Below are 20,749 nucleotides of genomic sequence, written 5' to 3' on the forward strand. Positions count from 1 at the left end.
GCCATTGAAGGGAGAACGACATGGCAAAGCCCCTGAGCGAGTACAACCGCAAGCGCGATTTCAAGATCACCGCCGAACCCGCCGGCAGTTCCCCCGCCAGCAAACGTAACGCTTCGGCCCTAAGCTTTGTGATTCAAAAGCATGATGCGCGCAACCTGCACTACGACTTTCGCCTGGAACTCGATGGCGTGCTGCTGAGCTGGGCGGTGCCCAAGGGCCCGAGCCTGGACCCGAGCCAGAAACGCCTGGCGGTGCATGTTGAAGACCACCCACTGAGCTATGGCAGTTTCGAGGGCAGCATTCCCGCTGGCCAATACGGTGCGGGGGATGTGATCGTGTGGGACCGAGGCATCTGGCAGCCCCACGATGACCCGCGCAAGGCCTACGCGGCGGGCAAACTGAAATTCACTCTGGTCGGTGAAAAACTCTCCGGAGACTGGGCCTTGGTACGTACCCGGCTCAAGGGCAGCGGCGACAAGGAACAATGGCTGTTGATCAAGGAAAACGATCAGCAGGCGCGCCCGGCCTCTGAGTTCGATATTGTCGAGGCCGAGCCCGCCAGCGTGCTCAGTGATGCGGTCGTGGGCAAGCCAAAAGCCAAGGCCAAGGCCGCGCCAAAAGCCAAAGCGCCCAAGCGCAACGCTACCCTGCCTGACGAGTTCGTCCCCCAATTGGCAACCTTGGTCGACCGGGCGCCCGAAGGTGATTGGCGCTACGAGATCAAGTTCGACGGCTACCGCATCATGGCGCGCATTCGCGATGGTGAAGTGCGCCTGTTCACCCGCAACGGCCACGACTGGACCGAACGCCTGCCGCGTCAGTGCAAAGCCTTGCAAGCCCTCAAGCTCAAGGACAGTTGGCTGGATGGCGAAGTGGTCAGCCTCAATGGCGACGGGCTGCCAGATTTCCAGGCGCTGCAAAACGCATTCGATATCGGCCGCAGCCTGGACATCGTCTATTACCTGTTCGACGCACCCTTTTTGAATGGCCGCGACCAACGCGAAGACCCGGTCGAAGAGCGCCGGGCTGCGCTTAAATCCGCACTGTCCGCCAGCCGAAGCAAACTGCTGCGCTTCTCCGAAGCCTTTGCCGCCAGCCAGCGCGATATTTTCGAAAGCGCCTGTGACCTGGCGCTGGAAGGCGTGATCGGCAAGCGTGCCGGCAGCCCCTATGTGTCGCGACGCAGTGCCGACTGGATCAAGCTCAAATGCCGCCTGCGCCAAGAGTTCGTGATTGTCGGCTACACCCGCCCACAAGGTTCGCGCAGCGGCTTTGGGGCGCTGCTGTTGGCGGTCAACGATGACACCGGCCTGGTATATGCCGGGCGCGTGGGCACGGGCTTTGATCAGGCGGCGCTGAAAACTATCTATGCCAAGCTCACCCCGCTCGAGCGCAAGGACTCGCCACTGCAAAAGCCATTGACCAATGCCCAGGCCCGTGGCGTGCATTGGGTTGAGCCGAGTCTGGTAGGCGAAGTGCAATTTGCCGAATGGACCCGTGAAGGCGTGGTGCGCCAGGCCGCGTTTGTGAGCCTGCGCACCGACAAGCCAGCCTCGCAGATCGTTCATGAACAGCCGCGCGCGGCCAAGTCGGTCAAGGCACCCGAGGCATCGAAAGCCGGTAAAGCGCAGGCAACGGTGAAGAACGTGAAAATCACTCACCCCGATCGCATTATCGACAAGCACAGCGGCACGCAAAAACAGCAACTGGCGCAGTTCTACACCGATATCAGCGAATGGATCCTGCCCTTTCTGCGCACACGTGCCGTGTCACTGCTGCGGGCGCCAGAAGGGATCGAAGGTGAGCAGTTCTTCCAGAAACACTCAGAGCGCATGGCAATCCCACACATCAAGCAACTGGACCAGGCGCTGGACCCAGGCCATGCGCGCCTGATGGAAATAGACAGCGTGGACGCACTGGTCGGTGCCGTGCAAATGGGCACGGTCGAGTTTCACACCTGGGGCGCTACCGCCGACAAGATTGAAACGCCCGACCTGTTCGTTCTCGATCTCGACCCTGACCCGGCCTTGCCCTGGAAAGCCATGCTGGAAGCGGCCCAACTGACCCTGTCGGTACTTGATGAGCTGGGCTTGCAAGCTTTCGTCAAAACCAGCGGCGGCAAGGGTCTGCACTTGATCGTGCCATTGGCCCGGCGCGATAACTGGGACACCGTCAAGGCATTCGCCAAAGCCATTGCCCGATTCATGACCCGCCAACTGCCTGAACGCTTTACCGCCACCAGTGGCCCCAAGAACCGCGTGGGCAAGATCTTTATCGATTACCTGCGTAACGCCCGCGGCGCCAGTACCGTCGCGGCGTATTCAGTGCGGGCACGCCCGGGCCTGCCAGTGTCGGTGCCGGTGAGTCGAGAGGAATTGAAAGGGTTGCGCGGCGCCCAACAGTGGACAGTGGCAAACCTGCACCAGCGGTTGCAGGCGTTGAAGGACGACCCGTGGGCGGGGTATGCCAATCGGCAGAAGATCAGCAAAAAGATGTGGGACAAGTTGGGCGCGCAACCCCCTGGGTGATCCGCGCCCTGAGCCAGGTCAGATAAGAATGAAGATCAGCGCCAGACCGGCAAAGATCGCCCACTTTTCCAGGTAGTAGCGTGTGCGATTGCGCTTTTTGAGCTCCTTGCCACGCAGGCGAATCTTGTACAGCCGGGTGAAGGCACGGTTGAGGCCGCCGGTCTTGTCGCCCTCATCGTTGGGCGAACCTGCGGCCGCCATCACATTGCGGCTGAACCAACGGTTGAACGCCGCCGCCCAGCGGTACTTCATCGGCCGTTCGATATCACAGAACAGAATGATGCGGTTCTGTTGGGTGGTGTTTTGCGCGTAGTGAATGTAGGTCTCGTCGAACATCACCGGCTCGCCGTCGCGCCAGTAATAACTTTCGCCGTCCACATTGATGTAGCAGCCTGGATCGTTAGGCGTATCCAGCCCCAGGTGATAGCGGTACGAGCCCGCATACGGGTCGCGGTGACGCACCAGCTTGGAGCCCGGTGGCAGTTCGGCGAACATCGCGGCCTTGATCGAGCCGATGCTTTGCACCAGCTCGGTGGTGCGTGGGCACAGCTTCATCGCCGAAGGGTGACTGTCGCCGTACCACTTGAGGTAGAAACGCTTCCAGCCGGTCTTGAAAAACGAGTTGAAACCTACGTCGTTGTATTGCTCCGAGCGCTTGATCTCACCCGCCCGCATCAGATTCTGGCCTTCTTCGCGGATCTCTTCCCAGTGCTCCTGCAATGGGCTCAGGTCCGGAAAGTCGCTGGGCGAGAGGTAGGGACGGCTGGGCTGCTTGGAGAACAGGTACAGGAAACAGTTGATCGGCGCCAGGAACGTCGAGTGATCGCTAAGCTGGCGACCCAGCTTGTGCCGCACCCGACCACGCAGGTGTACATACGCAATGGAAGCAACGTAGAGAGCAACAATGATGAGTTTCAAGGGATTCGTCACACGTCAGGGAGAGAACAGGCTGCTCCTGCGGGCCCACAACGGCCGAGGATGAATAAGCAGCACCTGAAATCACAATTCACATACAGGTGACACGGCCGGCGGGATAACCGCCTGCGTGTGACCATTGGCAGTTATTTAGCCACACTTTGTAACCAAAGGTTAACTAAGAATTGTGAAAAGCTGTCTACTGAGTGTGCTGGGGGTAGGAGCAGGCAGGCCCTTGAGCCTGCCTGTTTGAGGGCGTTTGAAGGGTTACAGCGGTGTGTCTTTACCCTCGCGGCGATCCCCTAATGCCGAATAGGGTACGACCTGAGTGCGGCTGCGAACGAAGTAGCGGATCAGCGCAATCATCAGGCCCAGCAACAGGCCGCCAACGAGGCTCAACGCGATAACCAGCGGCTTCTTAGGTTTGATCGGCGACAGAGGCTCCTGGGCGCGGCGGTCAATCGTTACCAGCTTGAGGTTGCTCATGTCGATGTTCAAACCACGCAACCTGGCGACTTCAGCGCGAAGCGGCTCGACGTCCTGCAAAAAGATGTCTTCATTGCCGCGCTTGCGCAGCACCTCGACTTCGCGGTTGCTTTCCAGCAGTTGCAGGTCTTTGCCGATCTCGGCAATGCGCGGGTTGGTGAAATCGTCGCTGGTACGCTGCTGCAATGCAGCGCGCTCTGCTTCCAGCGCCTCGGTCCCCATGAAATACAGCGGGATCTTCTGGTTGTTCACCTCGGTCCGCATGACCTGGCTCGAACCCGTGCGGGTGGAGTCGGCCATAGAGGACGGCGTTGTCGGTGTACGAATGCCCATGGACTTGGCAATGCTGATGGCTTCGGCCAACTCGGCGAGGCGGTTGGTGCGTTCCATCTTCATCTGCAGGCGCAGGGCGCTGAGTTCATCCTGCAGTTGGGCACGCTTGAGCCGGTCAGCTTCCAGCAGCTTGGCGATTTTCGATTCTTTATCGGTATCGTAGTTGGCGCGGGCGGCGTCGATCTTGCCCTTGAGCTCGCTCAGGCGGTTATTGACGATCACCTTGAGGTCTGCACCCACTTGCTGACGCTCGGCGGCAATGGCGTAGTCCACAAAACCGTTGAGGATCGCGACACCATCGACGTCGGTGGGGTATTGCAGCTCCAGACGAATATAACTGCTCAACGAATCGGATTTCTTGGGGTCGGGCAGAATCAGGTTGACGGAATTGCGGTTGAACGCCTCAAAGCTCTGCTCAAGGGTTTGCCCCGGTTTCTTGAACGCCTTGAACAACTCCTCATGATCCTTGAAGAACCCCAGGCGCGCATCATAAGAGTCCAACTGCGCGCCCACTTTGAGCAGCGCATCGGCAGGCGGCAACTTATACACTTCCGAACGGTTCAAGGCGTCCAGCTCGTTGATAGCCGCAGGCCGTAACACACTGCTGACTTCATAGGTCTTGGGTGCCAGGAAGGCATAACCTGCGCCTAATACCCCGGCCAGAAGCGTACACCCCACCACCAGCTTTTTTTGTCGCCAGATGGCGTGAAACAATTCAAATAAATCAATTTCATCAGACGCTGCGGAAGGCGGAAGCGGGGAAGTACGATTCAAAATAAGAACACCTTAAAATAATACTAAAAGGCCATCATTCTCAGAAGTCTGGATGACTTCAAAAATCAGGGACAGCGCCCTGGATACGGCAGACCGATGGCGATGTGACCACTCAGTCCTCTGAAATATCCCACAGACTTAGGGATTATTTCGGTTTCATTTCGGTGAGTAAGCCAAATCACATAGCCATGTCAGACTGATCTGGTTGCAAGCGTAGTCAATACAACATGAAAAAGCTGTCAAATACCTGTCTTATAAAGAAAAAAATTTCGCCTACATGTGGGACAGTGTCAGTCTCAATACAATTGAACATTTTTTTGAACAGCAATAGGGAGTTTGCATGTCACCGCTTTCAGCCTCGGACTTTCGTGCACTGCAAGGCACTTGGGAGCAAACAGCCCTTGAAGACAATGGCGTGCTGAACCCTGTGGATGCCCACAGCGCGCCAGGAGCGATGACGACAATTGTGGGGGACAGATTCGACGTGATCACGGTCAGTGGCGAAATATTGCTGGCGGGTCGGTTCGAGCTGGACGCCAGTACTACGCCCAAAAGCATCACCTGGACGGACGCCATCGGCGAAGATGCAGGCAAGCAACTCCCCGCCAGTTACAGGCTCGACGGCGATGATTTTGTATTTATCGCAGCAGATGAGGGCATGCCCAGGCCCACTGTATTCAGCACTGGCCCGGGGCAAACCATGCGCACCTTCGTGCGGCGGTCATAAATGCCCTTCTTTTGTAGGAGCGAGCTTGCTCGCGAAAAACTCACAGGCGCTGCATTCATTCAGGCAACACGCGTGATCGTTGACGTTCTTCGCGAGCAAGCTCGCTCCTACCCGGACAGGCATTAAACGTGGCTATCCGATTTGATCACGGCATTTTCACAAGGTCTTCACTTTTCCACCTATAGGGTGAAGCCTACCTACTCCAGTGAATCACTTGGCCCGCCCTCTCCTCGCGGGCCTTTTTTTTGACGTTGGCGGCGGTTGCAGCCGTTACCATCCTTCGCTCGCCATACAACTGTCGCCTGACATATGCGACAATGCGCGCCAAATTCCAACACACATCCCAGATTTTGTGCTCAGCGACCGGGTTTCGCGCCTTGATGTCGCTGTTGACGCATGCCTGAAGGCACCTGCCGTCACGCTCGCAACCCATTGATAGGTAAAGTAATTGATCTCCACAGCTAACATCACCATGCAGTTCGGCGCCAAGCCGCTCTTCGAGAACGTCTCGGTCAAGTTCGGCGCCGGCAACCGCTATGGTCTGATCGGTGCCAACGGTTGCGGCAAGTCGACCTTCATGAAAATCCTCGGTGGTGACCTCGATCCGTCCGGCGGCCAGGTCATGCTGGAGCCGAATGTGCGCCTGGGTAAACTGCGCCAGGACCAGTTCGCCTACGAAGAATTCACCGTACTCGACACCGTGATCATGGGCCACGAAGAGCTGTGGAAGGTCAAGGCCGAGCGCGACCGCATCTACTCGCTGCCGGAAATGAGTGAAGAAGACGGCATGGCCGTGGCCGAGCTGGAAACCGAGTTCGCCGAGATGGACGGCTACACCGCCGAGTCCCGCGCCGGCGAGCTGCTGCTGGGCCTGGGTATTCCCCTGGAACAGCATTTCGGCCCGATGAGCGAAGTATCCCCAGGCTGGAAGCTGCGCGTATTGCTGGCCCAGGCGCTGTTCTCCGACCCGGAAGTGCTGTTGCTCGACGAACCGACCAACCACTTGGACATCAACACCATCCGCTGGCTGGAGAACATCCTGACCCAGCGCTCCAGCCTGATGATCATCATCTCTCACGACCGTCACTTCCTGAACAGCGTGTGCACGCACATGGCTGACCTGGACTACGGCGAGCTGCGCCTGTTCCCGGGCAACTATGACGAGTACATGACCGTGGCGACCCAGTCCCGCGAGCAATTGCTGTCGGACAACGCCAAGAAGAAAGCGCAGATATCCGAACTGCAATCCTTCGTCAGCCGCTTCTCGGCCAACGCCTCGAAAGCCAAGCAGGCCACATCCCGTGCCAAGGCGATCGACAAGATCCAACTGGCCGAGGTCAAGCCGTCGAGCCGTGTGAGCCCGTTCATCCGTTTCGAGCAGAACAAAAAGCTGCACCGCCAGGCGGTCATGGTCGAAAAGATGGCCAAGGGTTTTGACGGCAAGCCGCTGTTCAAGGACTTCAGCTTCCAGGTTGAAGCTGGCGAGCGCGTGGCGATCATTGGCCCGAACGGTATCGGCAAGACCACCCTGCTGCGCACCCTGGTCAACGAACTGACCCCGGATGCCGGCAGCATCAAGTGGACCGACGCCGCCGAACTGGGCTACTACGCCCAGGACCACGCCCACGACTTCGAAGACGACGTGAGCCTGTTCGACTGGATGGGCCAGTGGACCCAAGGCGAGCAAATGATTCGTGGCACCCTGGGCCGCATGTTGTTCTCCAACGACGAAATCCAGAAGTCGGTCAAAGTGATCTCCGGTGGTGAACAAGGTCGCATGCTGTTCGGCAAGCTGATCCTGCAAAAGCCGAACGTGCTGATCATGGACGAACCGACCAACCACTTGGACATGGAATCCATCGAAGCGCTGAACCTGGCGCTGGAGAACTACCCGGGCACGCTGATCTTCGTCAGCCACGACCGTGAGTTCGTATCGTCCCTGGCCACCCGCATTATCGAGTTGAGCCCTAGCGGCGTGATCGACTTCAGCGGTACCTATGACGACTACCTGCGCAGCCAGGGTGTAGTGTTCTAAGAACAGCACTGAGCTGCAAGCTGCAAAAAAAGCCCTGTCCCTGTGACGGGGCTTTTTGCATGCACACTACTGTAGGAGCGAGCTTGCTCGCGAAAAACCTGAGAGCACCGCGCGGAATCAGGCAGTCCGCGTTATCGTTGACGTTCTTCGCGAGCAAGCTCGCTCCTACAGGGAGGCGGGATATGCCATGATACTTTTACCGCCCGCCAGCGATCGAGTCCTCATGCCTGCCGCCCCCTCCTCCCTGTCGATCACCCTGCAGATCGTCTCCATCGTCTTCTACACCTTCATTGCCTTTATCTGCATCGGCCTGCCGATCGCGGTGATTCCAGGCTATGTGCACGAGCAACTGGGCTTCAGCGCCGTGGTGGCCGGGGTCACCATCGGTTCGCAGTACCTGGCCACGCTGCTCAGTCGTCCGATGGCTGGGCGGATGTCGGATAACGTCGGCACCAAACGCGCAATCGTGCTGGGCCTGGTCGGTATTCTGATCAGCGGTGTGCTGACCTTTATTGCCACACTGGTGCAAAGCCTGCCGAGCCTGAGCCTGGGTATTCTGATCGCCGGTCGCCTGCTGCTCGGCGTGGCCCAGGGCCTGATTGGCGTGGGGACCATCAGTTGGTGCATGGGCGCGGTGGGCACTCAACACACCGCGCGCTCGATCTCCTGGAATGGCATTGCCTCCTACGGCGCCATTGCCATTGGTGCGCCACTCGGCGTGGTAATGGTGGCGGAATATGGCTATACCAGCCTGGGAATTGCCCTGTCAGTGTTGGCGGGGTTGGGGCTGGTGCTGATCCGCAATAAACCTTCGGTGCCGGTGGTGCGCGGTGAGCGGCTGCCGTTTTGGGCAGTGTTCGGGCGCATCGCGCCGTTTGGCACCAGCTTGTGCCTGGCATCGATTGGCTACGGCACGCTGACAACCTTCATTACCCTGTATTACCTCAATCGTGGCTGGAGCGGCGCGGCGTATTGCCTCACGGTATTTGGCGTGTGTTTTATTCTGTCGCGCCTGCTGTTCATTTCTGCCATCAGCCGGTTTGGCGGGTTCACCGCCGCCATCGCCTGCATGATCATCGAAACCCTGGGCCTGGCGCTGTTGTGGCTGGCACCGTCTACCGGCGTGGCCTTGATCGGCGCCGGGTTGACCGGTTTTGGTTTGTCACTGGTGTACCCGGCGCTGGGGGTGGAGGCCATCAAGCAAGTGCCGGACAGCAGCCGCGGTGCGGGGCTGAGTGCCTATGCGGTGTTTTTCGACCTGGCCCTGGCGATTGCCGGGCCGTTGATGGGCGCCGTGGCGTTGAACCTCGGCTACGGCTGGATCTTCTTCTGCGCCGCGTTGCTGTCGGTCAGCGCGCTCGGCCTGACCGTACTGCTCAGGCGCCGTGCCTACTGATCAGCGGTCTGCAAGCCCGCGCGTGTCGCCTCACCGAGGGTGCGACTGAAAAAACGCCCGGCCTCGGAGACCATATCGCGGTGAATACCTTCGCGGTCGACGCCATCGGCATCGGTGCAGATGCCCGGCATCATCGCCAGTTGCTCGCTGTCGCACGGGGCCATGAATACAAAGTGCCCTGCCCCGACCAACAGCTTGAAATCCGGTGGCTCTGGCAGCTTGCGCGCCAGGGCGGCGGCGTTTTTGTCTACTGCTACCAGTTGGTCGCCATCGCCACTGTAAAGCAGCACCGGCACATGCACGTCCGCCAGAGTGTGGCGGCCGAACATCAAGCTCAGCGGCGCCATCAGCATCAAGGCATGGATGCGCGGGTCAGCCTGGGGTTGCAAGTCGTCGCGATCGATCACCAACTCGCCCTTGGTGGTGCACGCGTCGCGGTCTTCGGGGCGTTCCTGGCAGTAGCGGCGCAGACGTTCGAAATCCGGCTTGGCGCCCGCCAGGATTAATGCCGTTTCGCCACCGGCGGAATAACCGATGACGCCGATCTGATCGACATCGACAAAGGGCGACAGCATCGGATCGGCCAGGGTCGCGGTGATCGCCTGGGATATCTGGATCGGCCGGCCATATAGATTACTCACCGTGCCCAGGCGGCTGTGGTCCTTATAGTTGTCGCCGGGATGCAGGACCGCCACCACTACGAATCCCTTACGCACCAGTGACGTAGCCAGATCGTGCAGGGCCAGGGGCGTGCCGGTATTGCCGTGGGACAACATCAGCATCGGGAAGCGCCCGATCGCCACCTTGGCATCTTCGCCGGCCGCGACATGGTAGGCGCCCAACGCGGTGGTGCGCTCGGCATCGGTAGAGGGGTAGAACGCAATGGCTTTCATCGGCTGCGCATCCAGCGGGTCGAGAAAACTCATGCGATGAAACCCCACACTCCAATGGGGGTGCGGTGCCGGCGCGGCGTGCACTGAAACCAGGCCGCCCAACAGCGAAAGAACCAAAACAGCACAAAGACGCATCATGGGGATGTCCACCTTTGCTGCATAAAAACCGGCCGTCGAATAAAAAGTCCAGGGTATCGAGTGGATGTCTGCATAACCTGGGCCACAACGAAAAAACTCCGTACTCCGCTCGCGCTCAGGCGATCAGAATACAGAGTTTAGGCGCTCGGTTTCAGAATGAAACCGAGGACACGGCAAATTTACATAAGCCTTACGCTGCGGCGAACAGCTGCTCGTTGATGCGCACGTTGGCGTCGCTCATGGCTTTGCTGCGCACTTCATCACCGTAGGCCAGGCCTTCAGCGCGAACAATCTCGATGTCGGTGATACCGAGGAAACCGAACAGCAGCTTCAAGTAGCCTTCGTGTGCAGCGCCCGAGGCTTGGTCGGCATGCAGGCCACCGGCGGTGGAGACAATAATGACTTTCTTGTTGCCGCACAGGCCTTCAGGGCCAGCTTCGGTATAGCGAAAGGTCTGGCCGGCCACCGCGATGCGGTCGATCCAGGCTTTCAACTGGGTGGGAATGGTGAAGTTGTACATCGGCGCACCCACCACCACAGCATCGGCGGCGAGGAATTCAGCCAGCGACGATGCACTCAGTTCAGCCTCGTGCTTTTGCGCTGCATCACGCAGTTCAGCGGCAGTGCCCAATGCACCCAGGGTAGCGCCGGAGAAATGGTTGATGCCTTCGCTGGCGAGGTCGCGGTAGGTCACTTCCACACCCGGCTGGGCGGCTTGCCACGCCTTGACCACACCGGCGCTGAGCTGACGGGAGGCCGAGTGGTCGCCGAGGATGCTGGAATCGATGTGCAACAGTTTCATGATGGATCTCCGAGGTGGGATCGACAGTGGCGATCAGATGGTGGTGATGCTACGCATGAAACCAATGGTCGATAAGCCAGCTGAAATGCGATAGTTTGTCCCACTGACAGGACAATAGGCCCACCATGCAAGACCTCAACGACCTCTACTATTTCGCCAAAGTCGTCGAAGCCGGCGGTTTTGCTGCGGCTGGCCGGCTACTCGGGATTCCCAAATCCAGGCTGTCACGGCGCATTGCCGAGCTGGAAGACCGCCTGGGTGCACGTTTGCTGCAGCGCACCACTCGGCAACTGACCCTCACTGCCGTCGGCGAACGCTACCTGCGCCACTGCCAGGCCATGCTGCTTGAAGCGGAAATGGCCGACGAGGCCGTGGCCAGCATGTCCAGCGAGCCGCGTGGGCGGCTGCGGGTCAGTTGCCCGGTGGGGCTGGCCCAGCACATCCTGCCGGAACTGGTGGCTGGGTTTCTTGCCGCGCACCCGTTGGTGCAGCTGGATATGAACCTGGTCAACCGTCGCGTTGACCTGGTAGCCGAAGGTATTGACGTGGCACTGCGCGTGCGAGAACTAGGGGATGAGGACCCGTTGCTGGTGACCAAACGTCTGCGCCAGGCACATACCGTGCTGGTGGCCAGCCCCGCGTTCATGCGTGAGCGGCGGGTCGAAACCCTGGAGGACCTCAAACAGCTGCCCATACTCGGCGCGCTCGAGGCAGACCGCATGGTGCATCAACGCATCATCGATCCCCAGGGCAACACGCATGAGCTGGTCATGGAAGCCCGCCTTGGCATCGAAGACTTTATCGTGCGCAAGGCCAGCGCCATCATGGGCGTGGGCTTTACGATGCTACCGATGATGTACTGCGAGGAGGAGCTGGCCAGCGGCCGGCTGGTGCAGCTGCTACCGCAATGGTCATTACCGGGCGGCTGGCTGCAGGCGGTCTACCCGCACCGGCGCGGCGTGCTGCCCGCCATCCGGGCCTGGATCGACTACCTGGAAGAAGGCTTCAAAGGCTGTGGAGATCGGCTGTTATGAGCATGACGGAAGAACAAGTCGCACGTTTCTGCCTGGGCCTGCCAGGCGCACGGGAAGACTACAAATGGGGTGGCGTGCGCGTGTTTTCGATTGCCGGCAACAAGATGTTCGCCTTGCAGAACCTGCGCGGTGAGTCGCTGGCCTTCAAGGTCGACAAGGAGCTGTTCCTGGGTCACGTCGACCGCCCGGGCATTCACCCGGCGCCTTACCTGGCGAGGGCGCAGTGGGTCATCATGAACACACCCTACCCTTTGGGCGCAGAGGAACTGCGCGGCCTGTTGCAGCGCTCCCACCAGTTGGTGGTCAGCAAGCTGCCCAAGCGCACGCAGATTGGCTTGCGGCTAGAGGATTGACAGCAAGGTGCCGCCGAGGAACAGCTGGTCCAGCCAGAACACCTGGTGCAACAGCACGATCACCCAGAACAGCACCTGGTAAGACACCTTGCGCGTCTTGTGCCGGAATACCTGCTGGGCGATCAACGCCCCAGGCCAACCGCCGGCCAGCTCCACCGCGTGCAGGATGTTTTCCGGGGTGCGCCAGCCTTCGGTCTGCGCCTTGCGTTTATCGCTCCAGTACAGGAAGAACGCCACCAGGCTGACCACGCCGTAAGCCATCAACGGGATCACCGTTTCGCCGCGATACCACAGCAACGCCGAACCCAGCAGCGGCGCGGCACACAGCAGCACAAAGAGCAGCGCCTTCAGGCGTGGGTGCTGGATAGTCATGGCTTGACCGCAGTCCAGTCGATCCAGCCGAACTGCCAGGTCGCCAGGATCACCAGGCCAAAGGCGATCCGGTACCAGGCAAACGCCGCATAGCTGTGGCTGGCGATGAATTTGAGCAGGCCCTTGACCGCGATCATCGCGAAGATGAACGAGGTGACAAAGCCAATGGCGAACACCGGCAGGTCGCCGGGCTGGAACAGGTCACGGTATTTATAGCCCGAGTACACCGCCGCACCGACCATGGTCGGCATCGCCAGAAAGAACGAGAACTCAGTGGCCGTCTTGCGCGACAGGCCGAACAACAGGCCGCCGATGATCGTCGCACCGGAACGCGAAGTGCCGGGGATCATCGCCAGGCACTGGGCCAGGCCGACTTTCAAGGCGTCTTTCCAGGTGATGTCGTCGACGGTTTCAGCCCGCACCGCATGCTGGCGGCGTTCAGCCCACAACATGACCACGCCCCCCACCACCAACGCCGCGGCTACGGTGATCGGGTTGAACAGGTAGTGCTTGATCAGGTCGGCGAAGATTACCCCGAGTACCACTGCCGGCAATACGGCAATGATCAGGTTGACCGTGAAGCGGCGGGCTTGGGGCTGGGTCGGCAGGCCAACGACCACATCGAAGATCTTGCGCCGAAACTCCCAGACCACGGCCAGGATCGCGCCGAGCTGGATGATGATGTTGAAGGCTTCGAAACGCTCGCCGCCAAAGTTGATCAGGTCGGCGACGATGATCTGGTGGCCGGTGCTGGAGATCGGCAAGAACTCCGTAAGCCCCTCTACGATGCCGAGAATCAATGCCTGTATGGCGATCCAAAAATCCATGCTGTCTCCAAAGGTCATGCGCGTGGCATGCCTCTTAGTCTTTTTAAGTTCACTGACGACGAGCGCACTCAAGCGCCCGAGGTTGATGCGGGGCGCCGGTCTGCAAAAATTTCGTGAAAAATCAGGCAGTACTCAGGTTTTCCGTTTCCGGGCCGAAAGCCTATCAGACACGCCGGAAATCTCGAAGCAGCACCACAATTATAAAAAGTAGGGAGTGACAGGACGATGAACAGTTTGCGCAGCATGTCGATCAGCCGCCGCCTTTGGCTGATCCTGATAGTCGCCGTGTTGATGCTGCTGGCCTTGGGGCTGTTGATGCTCAACCAGATCCACGGCGACCTCTACCAGGCCAAGCGCCAGCAGACCCAGCACGTGGTACAGACCGCCAGCGGCGTACTCAGCTATTACCAGAACCTGGAGAAAACCGGCGTACTGACCCGCGACGCCGCGCAACAACAGGCCCTGAGCGCGGTGCGCGGCCTGCGTTATGACCACGATGATTACTTCTGGATCAACGACCTCACCCCCGTAATGATCATGCACGCGGCCAACCCCAAGCTCGACGGCCAGAACCTCTCGGCGATTCGCGACCCGGACGGTTTCGCCGTGTTCAACGAATTCGTGAGCCTGGCCAAGGCCAAGGGCGCCGGCATCGTCAACTACCGCTGGCCGAAGCCCGGCGCCGAAGCGCCGGTAGAGAAAACCTCGTACATCCAACTGTTCGAACCCTGGGGCTGGATTATCGGCTCCGGCGTCTACGTGGACGATGTACAGGCTGAATTCAGGGGCCAGGTGTGGAAAGCCTCGGCCATTGGCCTGGGCATTGCGCTGATGATGGCCGTGCTGGTGGTGTTGATCGCTCGCAGCATCGTGCAGCCGTTGCAGGCGGCGGTGAATGCCATGGGCAATATCGCCAGCGGCGAAAGCGACCTGACCCACAGCCTCGACACCCACGGTCGTGACGAACTGACCGAACTGGCCCAGCACTTCAACAGCTTCACCGCCAAGCTGCGCCAGGTGGTCGGCCAGTTGCAGGTGTGCGCGAACGCCCTGGGCCAGTCGTCCACCGAGCTGGGCCACAACGCCAGCCAGGCCCATGACCGCAGCCAGCAGCAGTCGCAGCAGATGGAGCTGGTGGCCACCGCCATCAATGAAGTCACTTACGGCGTGCAGGACGTAGCGAAGAATGCCGAACACGCCGCGAGTGAAATGCGCGATGCCCAGGCCCAGGCACAACAGGGCCAGGTCAACATCGACGGCAGCTTGCAGCAGATCGACCAGCTCTCCACCACCATCAGCCAGGCTGTGGAGGTGATCCGCACACTCTCCAGCGAAAGCACGCAGATCGGCGGGGTACTGGAGGTGATCCGCTCCATCGCCGACCAGACCAACCTGCTCGCCCTCAACGCCGCCATCGAAGCCGCCCGCGCCGGCGATCAAGGCCGGGGGTTTGCGGTGGTCGCCGATGAGGTGCGCCTGCTGGCCCAGCGCACACAGAAATCCACTGCCGAGATCCAGGTGATGATCGAGCGCCTGCAAGGTCACTCGGAAGCGGCGGTCAAGGTCATCAGCGACAGTCACAGCGCCTCGCAACTGACCATCGAGCAAGCCGGCCAGGCCGGTGCAAGCCTCACCGCCATCGGCCAGGCACTGCACAACCTCAACGGCCTGAACGCCTCGATTGCCAGCGCCACCCTGCAGCAGGCCCATGTGGTGGAAGACATCAACCAGAACGTCACCCAGGCCGCCGGGCTGTCCCACAGCACGGCGTTGGCGGCGGAGCAATCGAGCGTGGCGAGTGCGCAGTTGCGTGGCTTGAGTGAGCAGCTTGATGGGTTGCTGCGCCAATTCCGAATCTAGCGCTGATTAGCCTTTTGTAGGAGCGAGCTTGCTCGCGAAAACCCATAGGCACCGCGGTTATTCAGACAATACGCGGTAACCTTGACGATCTTCGCGAGCAAGCTCGCTCCTACAGAGGGCAATGACGCATTGCTGTGTTTGAGGATCGGTGAGCTCTGGGTACAATCACCGCCCTCTCCCACTCTCCCAAGGATCCGCCATGTCCGGGCTTGAACTGTTCGCCGCCGCCCTGGGGGTGATCGCTGTCTGGCTGACGGTCAAACAAAACCCCTGGTGCTGGCCCATCGGCCTGGTGATGGTGTTGCTCTACACCTGGGTGTTTTTCGAGGTCAAGCTCTACTCGGACATGCTGCTGCAAGTGGTCTACGCGGCGCTGCAAGTTTACGGTTGGTGGCAGTGGACCCGCGCTGGCGAGGTCAAGCAAGGCCGCCAGGTCACCAGCCTGAAGGCGCCGGCAATCATGGCCAGCCTGGCTGTGGGCGCCGTCGGCAGTCTGCTGCTGGGCGCCGCCATGGCCCACTGGACTGACGCCGCCCAGCCCTGGCTCGACGCCGCCCTCACCGGCTTCAGCCTGGTGGCGCAGATGTGGATGGCGCAAAAACGCGTACAGTGCTGGCCGTTGTGGATTGTGGTGGACGTGATCTTCGTCGGCCTGTTCCTCTACAAAGGCCTCTACCTCACCGCCGCGCTCTACGCCCTGTTTACCGCGATTGCCGTGCAAGGCTGGCGCGAGTGGCGCGCCGACCCGGCGTTGCGCGCATGAAAGTGGTGGTATTGGCGGGCCCCGAATCCAGCGGCAAGAGCTGGCTGGCGGCGCAGTTGCACGCGCGCTTCGGCGGGTTGATGGTGGGGGAATATGTGCGGCACTTCATCGATCAGCATCAGCGCGACACCACCCTGGCGGATATCCCGACCATCGCCCAGGGCCAGTTGGCCTGGGAGGACGCCGCCCGCGCCAAACGCCCCGCGTTGCTGATCCTCGACACCCACCTGCTGACCAACAAGCTCTGGAGCCAGACCCTGTTCGGCGACTATCCCGGCTGGCTTGATGACGAACTACTGGCGCGGCATTACGACCTGCACCTGCTGCTCTCACCCGAGGATGTGGAATGGAGTGCCGACGGCCAGCGCTGCCAGCCGGAACTGGCGGATCGCCGGGCATTTTTCCAGGCCAGCCTGGAGTGGATGCAGGAGCATCGACAGCCGCTGGTGGTGATTCGTGGGGATTGGGCGCAGCGCCGTCAGGCGGCATTTACCGCCGTAAAGCAGCTGCTCGCGCTCCCTCTGTAGGAGCGAGCTTGCTCGCGAAAAACCGGAGTGCGCCGCTGTGAATCAGGCACCCCGCGTTATCGTTAACGACCTTCGCGAGCAAGCTCGCTCCTACACAAAGGGTGAAACCCTTAGTAACCCAACGATAAGCCGGTATTACGCCGCGGATCGTTGGCCCCATAGAAGCGGTTGTTACCCACCGGCTTGCCATCCAGAGAAGGCGCACCGACCAGGATCGCCGCCAAATGGTTGGCATCTTGCGGACCGGCAAACTTATGGCCCCAGCTCTCGAGAATCTTCTGGGTATCCGGGCTCACGGCAAACGTCTCAAGGTTGGTGGCCTCAGGCATCCACTGCTGGTGGAAACGCGGCGCGTCCACGGCTTCCTGGATATTCATCTTGTAGTCGATGACATTCAGGATGGTCAGCAAGGTCGCAGTGATGATGCGACTGCCCCCCGGTGTACCGACAACCATCACCGCCTTGCCGTCCTTGGTGACGATGGTCGGGCTCATCGACGACAGCGGCGCCTTGCCCGGTGCGATGGCGTTGGCTTCGCCTTGCACCAGCCCGTACATGTTCGGCACGCCGACCTTGACGGTGAAGTCATCCATTTCATCGTTGAGAATCACCCCGGTCTTGCTCGCCATCACCCCGGCGCCAAACCAGTCGTTGAGGGTATAGGTCACCGAAACCGCGTTGCCCCACTGGTCGACGATGGAATAGTGGGTGGTGTTATTGCCTTCATGGGGCGACACACCCGGTTTGATGGCCTGGGAATCACCGGCCTTTTGCGGCTCGATGGCAGCGCGCAGTTTGGTGGCGTAGTTCTTGTCCAGCAGATGCTCGATGGGGTTCTTCACGAAGTCCGGGTCACCGAGGTAGCTGTTGCGGTCCACGTAGGCGTGGCGCATCGCTTCGATCTGGTAGTGCAGGCCCTGGGCCGAGTGATAGCCCAGGTCGGCCATCGGGTAGCCTTCGAGGATGTTCATGATCTGGCAGATCACCACACCACCCGAGCTGGGTGGCGGCGCAGAGACCACGTGATAGCCACGGTAGTCGCACTCGATGGGTGCCAGCTCGCGGGTTTTGTACGCATCGAGGTCGGCCTGGGTGATGATGCCTTTGCCGGCCTGGCTGGAATCGACCACCGCCTTGGCAACCCAGCCTTTATAGAAACCGTCGGTGCCTTTGGCCGAGATCTCCTTGAGGGTCTTGGCCAGGTCCTTCTGCACCAGCTTCTGGCCCACCTGCATAGGCTCGCCGTTATGCAGGAAAATGCCGCGCATATCCTGGTCTTTTTCGAACTCACCGGTGGCGCTGTGCAACAGGTCGATATCGCCCTGCTCCAGCTCAAAACCGTTTTCCGCCAGCTTGATGGCCGGGGCAATCACTTGGGCGCGCTTGAGGGTGCCGTATTTGCTCAGGGCCAGCTCCATGCCGGAAACCGTGCCCGGTACGCCGACCGCCAAATGGCCTTTGGCGCTGAGGCCTTCGACCACGTTGCCGGCCTTGTCGAGGTACATATCGGCTGTCGCCGCCAGCGGGGCTTTTTCACGGAAGTCGAGGAAGGTCTTGCGTCCGTCAGCCAGTTGCACCGTCATGAAACCGCCACCGCCCAGGTTGCCCGCCGCCGGGTACACCACCGCCAGTGCGTAACCCACCGCCACCGCCGCATCGACCGCGTTGCCGCCGGCCTTGAGCACATCGACACCCACATGGGTTGCCAGGTGCTGGGCCGTCACCACCATGCCATTTTCACCCGCAACCGGGGCTTGGGAAGCTGCATGCACCCCGTGGATCGTTAATACCAGCGCGGTAGCAATCAAGGTGTGACTCAAGGGTTGGTATTTCATCCATGGCTACTCTGATTATTGAGATGCACCAAAATAGCCCCTCGCTGATTCAATCCCCAGCGCAATGGCGTTTTTATTACAGAACTTGTCGGTCATGGAACGCACACCGCTGTGCGAGGCGGTAATCAGCTCTGGCCTATAAAATTAATAGCGCTAGAATCGGCGCCATTCTTTCGCCGCCGCCCTGATACGAGCCTGTCCATGAGCTTTGATTTCGACACGATCCACCCTCGCTTCGATACCGGCAGTACCAAGTGGAGCCGTTACCCGCAAGACGTTCTGCCGATGTGGATCGCCGATATGGACATCGCCGCGCCGCCCGCCATTTTGCGAGCCCTGCACGCGCGCCTCGACCAGCAGATTCTCGGCTACAGCGTGGCCGGCCCGGACGTGCGCGACGCCATCGTCGCTGACCTGTGGGCCAAGTACGCCTGGCGCGTGCAGCCCGAAGAACTGCTGTTCCTGCCCGGCGTCGAGCCTGGTTTCAATATGGCCCTGCATGCATTCGTCCAGCCCGGCCAGGCGGTGGTGCTGCAAACCCCCAACTATCGGCCGATTCGTCTGGCGCCGGGCAACTGGAACCTGCCACGTATCGAAGTGCCGTTCGAGCTGATCAACGACGAATACGTCACGCCTATGCCTGCGATGCGCCAGGCATTGAGCGGTGCCGGTGCGTTGCTGCTGAGTAATCCGCACAACCCCATCGGCAAGGTATTTCCCCGGCAGGAACTGACGGTGGTAGCCAATGCCTGCCTGGAAACCGGCGCATTGATCATCAGCGACGAAATCCACGCCGAACTGTGCTTCGACGGCCGTAGCCACATCCCCACCGCCAGCCTCAGCCCCGAGATTGCCCAGCGCACCATCACCCTGATGTCGGCGAGCAAGGCGTATAACGTGGCCGGCCTGAAGACCTGCTTTGCCGTGGTCCAGAACGCCGAGGTGCGCGAGCGTTTCAATCAGGCGCGCTGCGGCATGGTCGACAGCGTCAGCCCCCTGGGCCTGGAAGCCACCCGCGCCGCCTACAGCGAATGCACCGACTGGCTCAGCGCGCTGGTGCAGTACCTGCAAGCCAACCGCGACTACCTGCTCGACGCGGTAAAAACCCGCCTGCCCGGCGTGGTGATGCATGCGCCACAGGGCACCTTCCTGGCGTGGCTCGATTGCAGCGCATTGGGCTTGGATGACCCACAGCAATTCTTTCTGGAACAGGCCAAGGTGGGCCTGAGCGCGGGGCTCGAATTTGGCGATGACTGCCAGCAATTCGTGCGCCTGAACTTCGGTTGCCCACGGGCAATGCTGGAGGAAGGTGTGCTGCGCATGGAGCGTGCCTTGCGACAGCGCTAACCTGCCCGACGAAGCATTCGTGGGAGGGGTAAGCAATCCCCGCCCACATTATTCATTCACAACTTGGCGATGGACACTTCCGTCGACTTCACAAAGGCAATCACCTCACTGCCCACCTTCAATTCCAGATCACGTACCGAACGCGTGGTAATCACCGACGTCACAATGCCCGACGCGGTCTGCACGTCGATTTCCGACACCACTTCCCCCAGCAGAATCTCCTTGATTACGCCTTTGAACTGGTTGCGCACGTTGATCGCTTTGATGGTCATGTCGGCTTTCCTTTTGGCTGTTGGGTCAATCCGCACGAATGCGCAGGCCCTCAACATGCGCTGCATGAGAGAATATCAAAAGGAATAAATACCTATTTGTTTATTCGATAAAGACATATGCGCAGTTATGCTTCCCGATCAGTTGATTGCTGAATCTGTGTATGGCAGCGACCTATGACCGCACATCTTGTGCGTTGACCAGTTTTGTTACACCCCATATAGTGTGCCAATAAACAGATCAGACCACTACATAGTGTGCAGCATCGATATTTACCGACCACACTACGCGCAGTATTTCAATGCCTTGTAGCCTGCAAAAACTTTTATTTTTCGAGTACCAGGAAGGAGTATTTCCATGCTGAGTTGGGATGAAGTCGACAACGAAGACACCGGTGCAGCGGTGATCAAAGGCGCCAACGCCGGCCACGCCACCGAAGCCAACATGGACCGCCTCGACGGTGCCGGCGCTGCCGCCGCCGTGGAAGCCCGCGCCGTCACTGCCAACGACTCCGCCGCCATCGTGCGCGCCAAG

18 protein-coding genes and 1 pseudogene are annotated in these 20,749 nt (G+C 60.1%); 11 read left to right on the top strand and 8 right to left on the bottom strand.

Annotation, left to right across the window (positions count from 1 at the left end):
* Positions 1 to 20: 20 nt before the first annotated feature.
* Positions 21 to 2,528, top strand: coding sequence for a DNA ligase D (gene ligD / locus BUE92_RS05930; RefSeq protein ID WP_073522492.1), 2,508 nt, complete (start codon positions 21 to 23; stop codon positions 2,526 to 2,528).
* Between the two features lie 18 nt (positions 2,529 to 2,546).
* On the opposite strand, the gene lpxO is transcribed toward ligD, so the two are convergent.
* Together lpxO and BUE92_RS05940 are read right to left on the bottom strand one after the other, a co-directional pair.
* On the bottom strand, positions 2,547 to 3,446 hold the full coding sequence (gene lpxO / locus BUE92_RS05935; RefSeq protein WP_073522494.1) for a lipid A hydroxylase LpxO: 900 nt from the start codon (positions 3,444 to 3,446) through the stop codon (positions 2,547 to 2,549).
* A 264-nt stretch (positions 3,447 to 3,710) separates the two neighbouring features.
* A complete protein-coding gene (locus tag BUE92_RS05940) occupies positions 3,711 to 5,036 on the bottom strand; it encodes a Wzz/FepE/Etk N-terminal domain-containing protein (protein ID WP_073522495.1) in 1,326 nt (441 codons plus the stop codon).
* 340 nt (positions 5,037 to 5,376) lie between these two features.
* Here BUE92_RS05940 and BUE92_RS05945 point away from each other — a divergent pair, with 340 nt between their 5' ends.
* From BUE92_RS05945 to BUE92_RS05965, 3 genes are all read left to right on the top strand, one after another.
* Complete coding sequence (locus BUE92_RS05945; RefSeq protein ID WP_073522497.1) at positions 5,377 to 5,763, top strand: TIGR03067 domain-containing protein; 387 nt, start codon at positions 5,377 to 5,379, stop codon at positions 5,761 to 5,763.
* Between the two features lie 448 nt (positions 5,764 to 6,211).
* Positions 6,212 to 7,798, top strand: a complete 1,587-nt coding sequence (locus BUE92_RS05955) for an ABC-F family ATPase (RefSeq protein ID WP_003191057.1) — start codon at positions 6,212 to 6,214, stop codon at positions 7,796 to 7,798.
* Between the two features lie 223 nt (positions 7,799 to 8,021).
* A complete protein-coding gene (locus BUE92_RS05965) occupies positions 8,022 to 9,194 on the top strand; it encodes an MFS transporter (protein ID WP_073522500.1) in 1,173 nt (390 codons plus the stop codon).
* On the opposite strand, the gene BUE92_RS05970 is transcribed toward BUE92_RS05965, so the two are convergent.
* Positions 9,188 to 10,225, bottom strand: a complete 1,038-nt coding sequence (locus BUE92_RS05970; protein ID WP_073522501.1) for an alpha/beta hydrolase family protein — start codon at positions 10,223 to 10,225, stop codon at positions 9,188 to 9,190. The two genes, BUE92_RS05965 and BUE92_RS05970, sit on opposite strands and share 7 nt — an antisense overlap.
* A gap of 190 nt (positions 10,226 to 10,415) precedes the next feature.
* Complete coding sequence (locus BUE92_RS05975; protein ID WP_073522502.1) at positions 10,416 to 11,027, bottom strand: FMN-dependent NADH-azoreductase; 612 nt, start codon at positions 11,025 to 11,027, stop codon at positions 10,416 to 10,418.
* A 125-nt stretch (positions 11,028 to 11,152) separates the two neighbouring features.
* On the opposite strand from BUE92_RS05975, the gene BUE92_RS05980 reads away from it, so the two are divergent.
* Positions 11,153 to 12,061, top strand: a complete 909-nt coding sequence (locus BUE92_RS05980; protein WP_073522503.1) for a LysR substrate-binding domain-containing protein — start codon at positions 11,153 to 11,155, stop codon at positions 12,059 to 12,061.
* Positions 12,058 to 12,414, top strand: a complete 357-nt coding sequence (locus BUE92_RS05985) for an MmcQ/YjbR family DNA-binding protein (protein ID WP_073522504.1) — start codon at positions 12,058 to 12,060, stop codon at positions 12,412 to 12,414. The genes BUE92_RS05980 and BUE92_RS05985 overlap by 4 nt, the downstream gene beginning before the upstream one ends.
* On the opposite strand, the gene BUE92_RS05990 is transcribed toward BUE92_RS05985, so the two are convergent.
* On the bottom strand, positions 12,403 to 12,786 hold the full coding sequence (locus BUE92_RS05990) for a DUF1294 domain-containing protein (RefSeq protein WP_073522505.1): 384 nt from the start codon (positions 12,784 to 12,786) through the stop codon (positions 12,403 to 12,405). The genes BUE92_RS05985 and BUE92_RS05990 overlap by 12 nt on opposite strands.
* Entirely contained in the window at positions 12,783 to 13,613 is an 831-nt protein-coding gene (locus BUE92_RS05995; protein WP_073522507.1) for an undecaprenyl-diphosphate phosphatase, read from the bottom strand. The genes BUE92_RS05990 and BUE92_RS05995 overlap by 4 nt, the downstream gene beginning before the upstream one ends.
* Before the next feature lie 225 nt (positions 13,614 to 13,838).
* Here BUE92_RS05995 and BUE92_RS06000 point away from each other — a divergent pair, with 225 nt between their 5' ends.
* The 3 genes from BUE92_RS06000 to BUE92_RS06010 all read left to right on the top strand — a co-directional run bounded on the left by BUE92_RS06000 (position 13,839) and on the right by BUE92_RS06010 (position 16,763).
* The gene (locus BUE92_RS06000) at positions 13,839 to 15,473 is read left to right on the top strand and encodes a methyl-accepting chemotaxis protein (RefSeq protein ID WP_073522509.1); all 1,635 of its coding nucleotides are present in this window, start codon (positions 13,839 to 13,841) and stop codon (positions 15,471 to 15,473) included.
* Positions 15,474 to 15,672: 199 nt separating this feature from the next.
* On the top strand, positions 15,673 to 16,236 hold the full coding sequence (gene pnuC, locus BUE92_RS06005; RefSeq protein WP_073522511.1) for a nicotinamide riboside transporter PnuC: 564 nt from the start codon (positions 15,673 to 15,675) through the stop codon (positions 16,234 to 16,236).
* Positions 16,233 to 16,763, top strand: coding sequence for an AAA family ATPase (locus BUE92_RS06010; protein ID WP_073522513.1), 531 nt, complete (start codon positions 16,233 to 16,235; stop codon positions 16,761 to 16,763). The genes pnuC and BUE92_RS06010 overlap by 4 nt, the downstream gene beginning before the upstream one ends.
* A 110-nt stretch (positions 16,764 to 16,873) precedes the next feature.
* Here the strand turns inward: BUE92_RS06010 and ggt are convergent, their stop codons facing one another.
* Positions 16,874 to 18,598 carry a gamma-glutamyltransferase gene (ggt, locus tag BUE92_RS06020; protein WP_073522516.1) on the bottom strand — a complete coding sequence of 575 codons (1,725 nt, stop codon included), beginning with the start codon at positions 18,596 to 18,598 and terminating at the stop codon, positions 16,874 to 16,876.
* A 201-nt stretch (positions 18,599 to 18,799) separates the two neighbouring features.
* On the opposite strand from ggt, the gene BUE92_RS06025 reads away from it, so the two are divergent.
* Positions 18,800 to 19,945 (top strand): MalY/PatB family protein, encoded by a 1,146-nt coding sequence (locus BUE92_RS06025; RefSeq protein ID WP_073522518.1) that lies wholly within the window; start codon positions 18,800 to 18,802, stop codon positions 19,943 to 19,945.
* Between the two features lie 56 nt (positions 19,946 to 20,001).
* Here BUE92_RS06025 and BUE92_RS06030 read toward each other — a convergent pair whose 3' ends face one another.
* Complete coding sequence (locus BUE92_RS06030; RefSeq protein WP_003173733.1) at positions 20,002 to 20,217, bottom strand: TOBE domain-containing protein; 216 nt, start codon at positions 20,215 to 20,217, stop codon at positions 20,002 to 20,004.
* Between the two features lie 355 nt (positions 20,218 to 20,572).
* On the opposite strand from BUE92_RS06030, the pseudogene BUE92_RS27730 reads away from it, so the two are divergent.
* Positions 20,573 to 20,749 (top strand): annotated as a pseudogene (locus BUE92_RS27730) (ribonucleotide-diphosphate reductase subunit beta); the annotation flags it as partial.

Source organism: Pseudomonas fluorescens (genome assembly GCF_001902145.1).
Lineage (GTDB): Bacteria > Pseudomonadota > Gammaproteobacteria > Pseudomonadales > Pseudomonadaceae > Aquipseudomonas > Aquipseudomonas fluorescens_BV.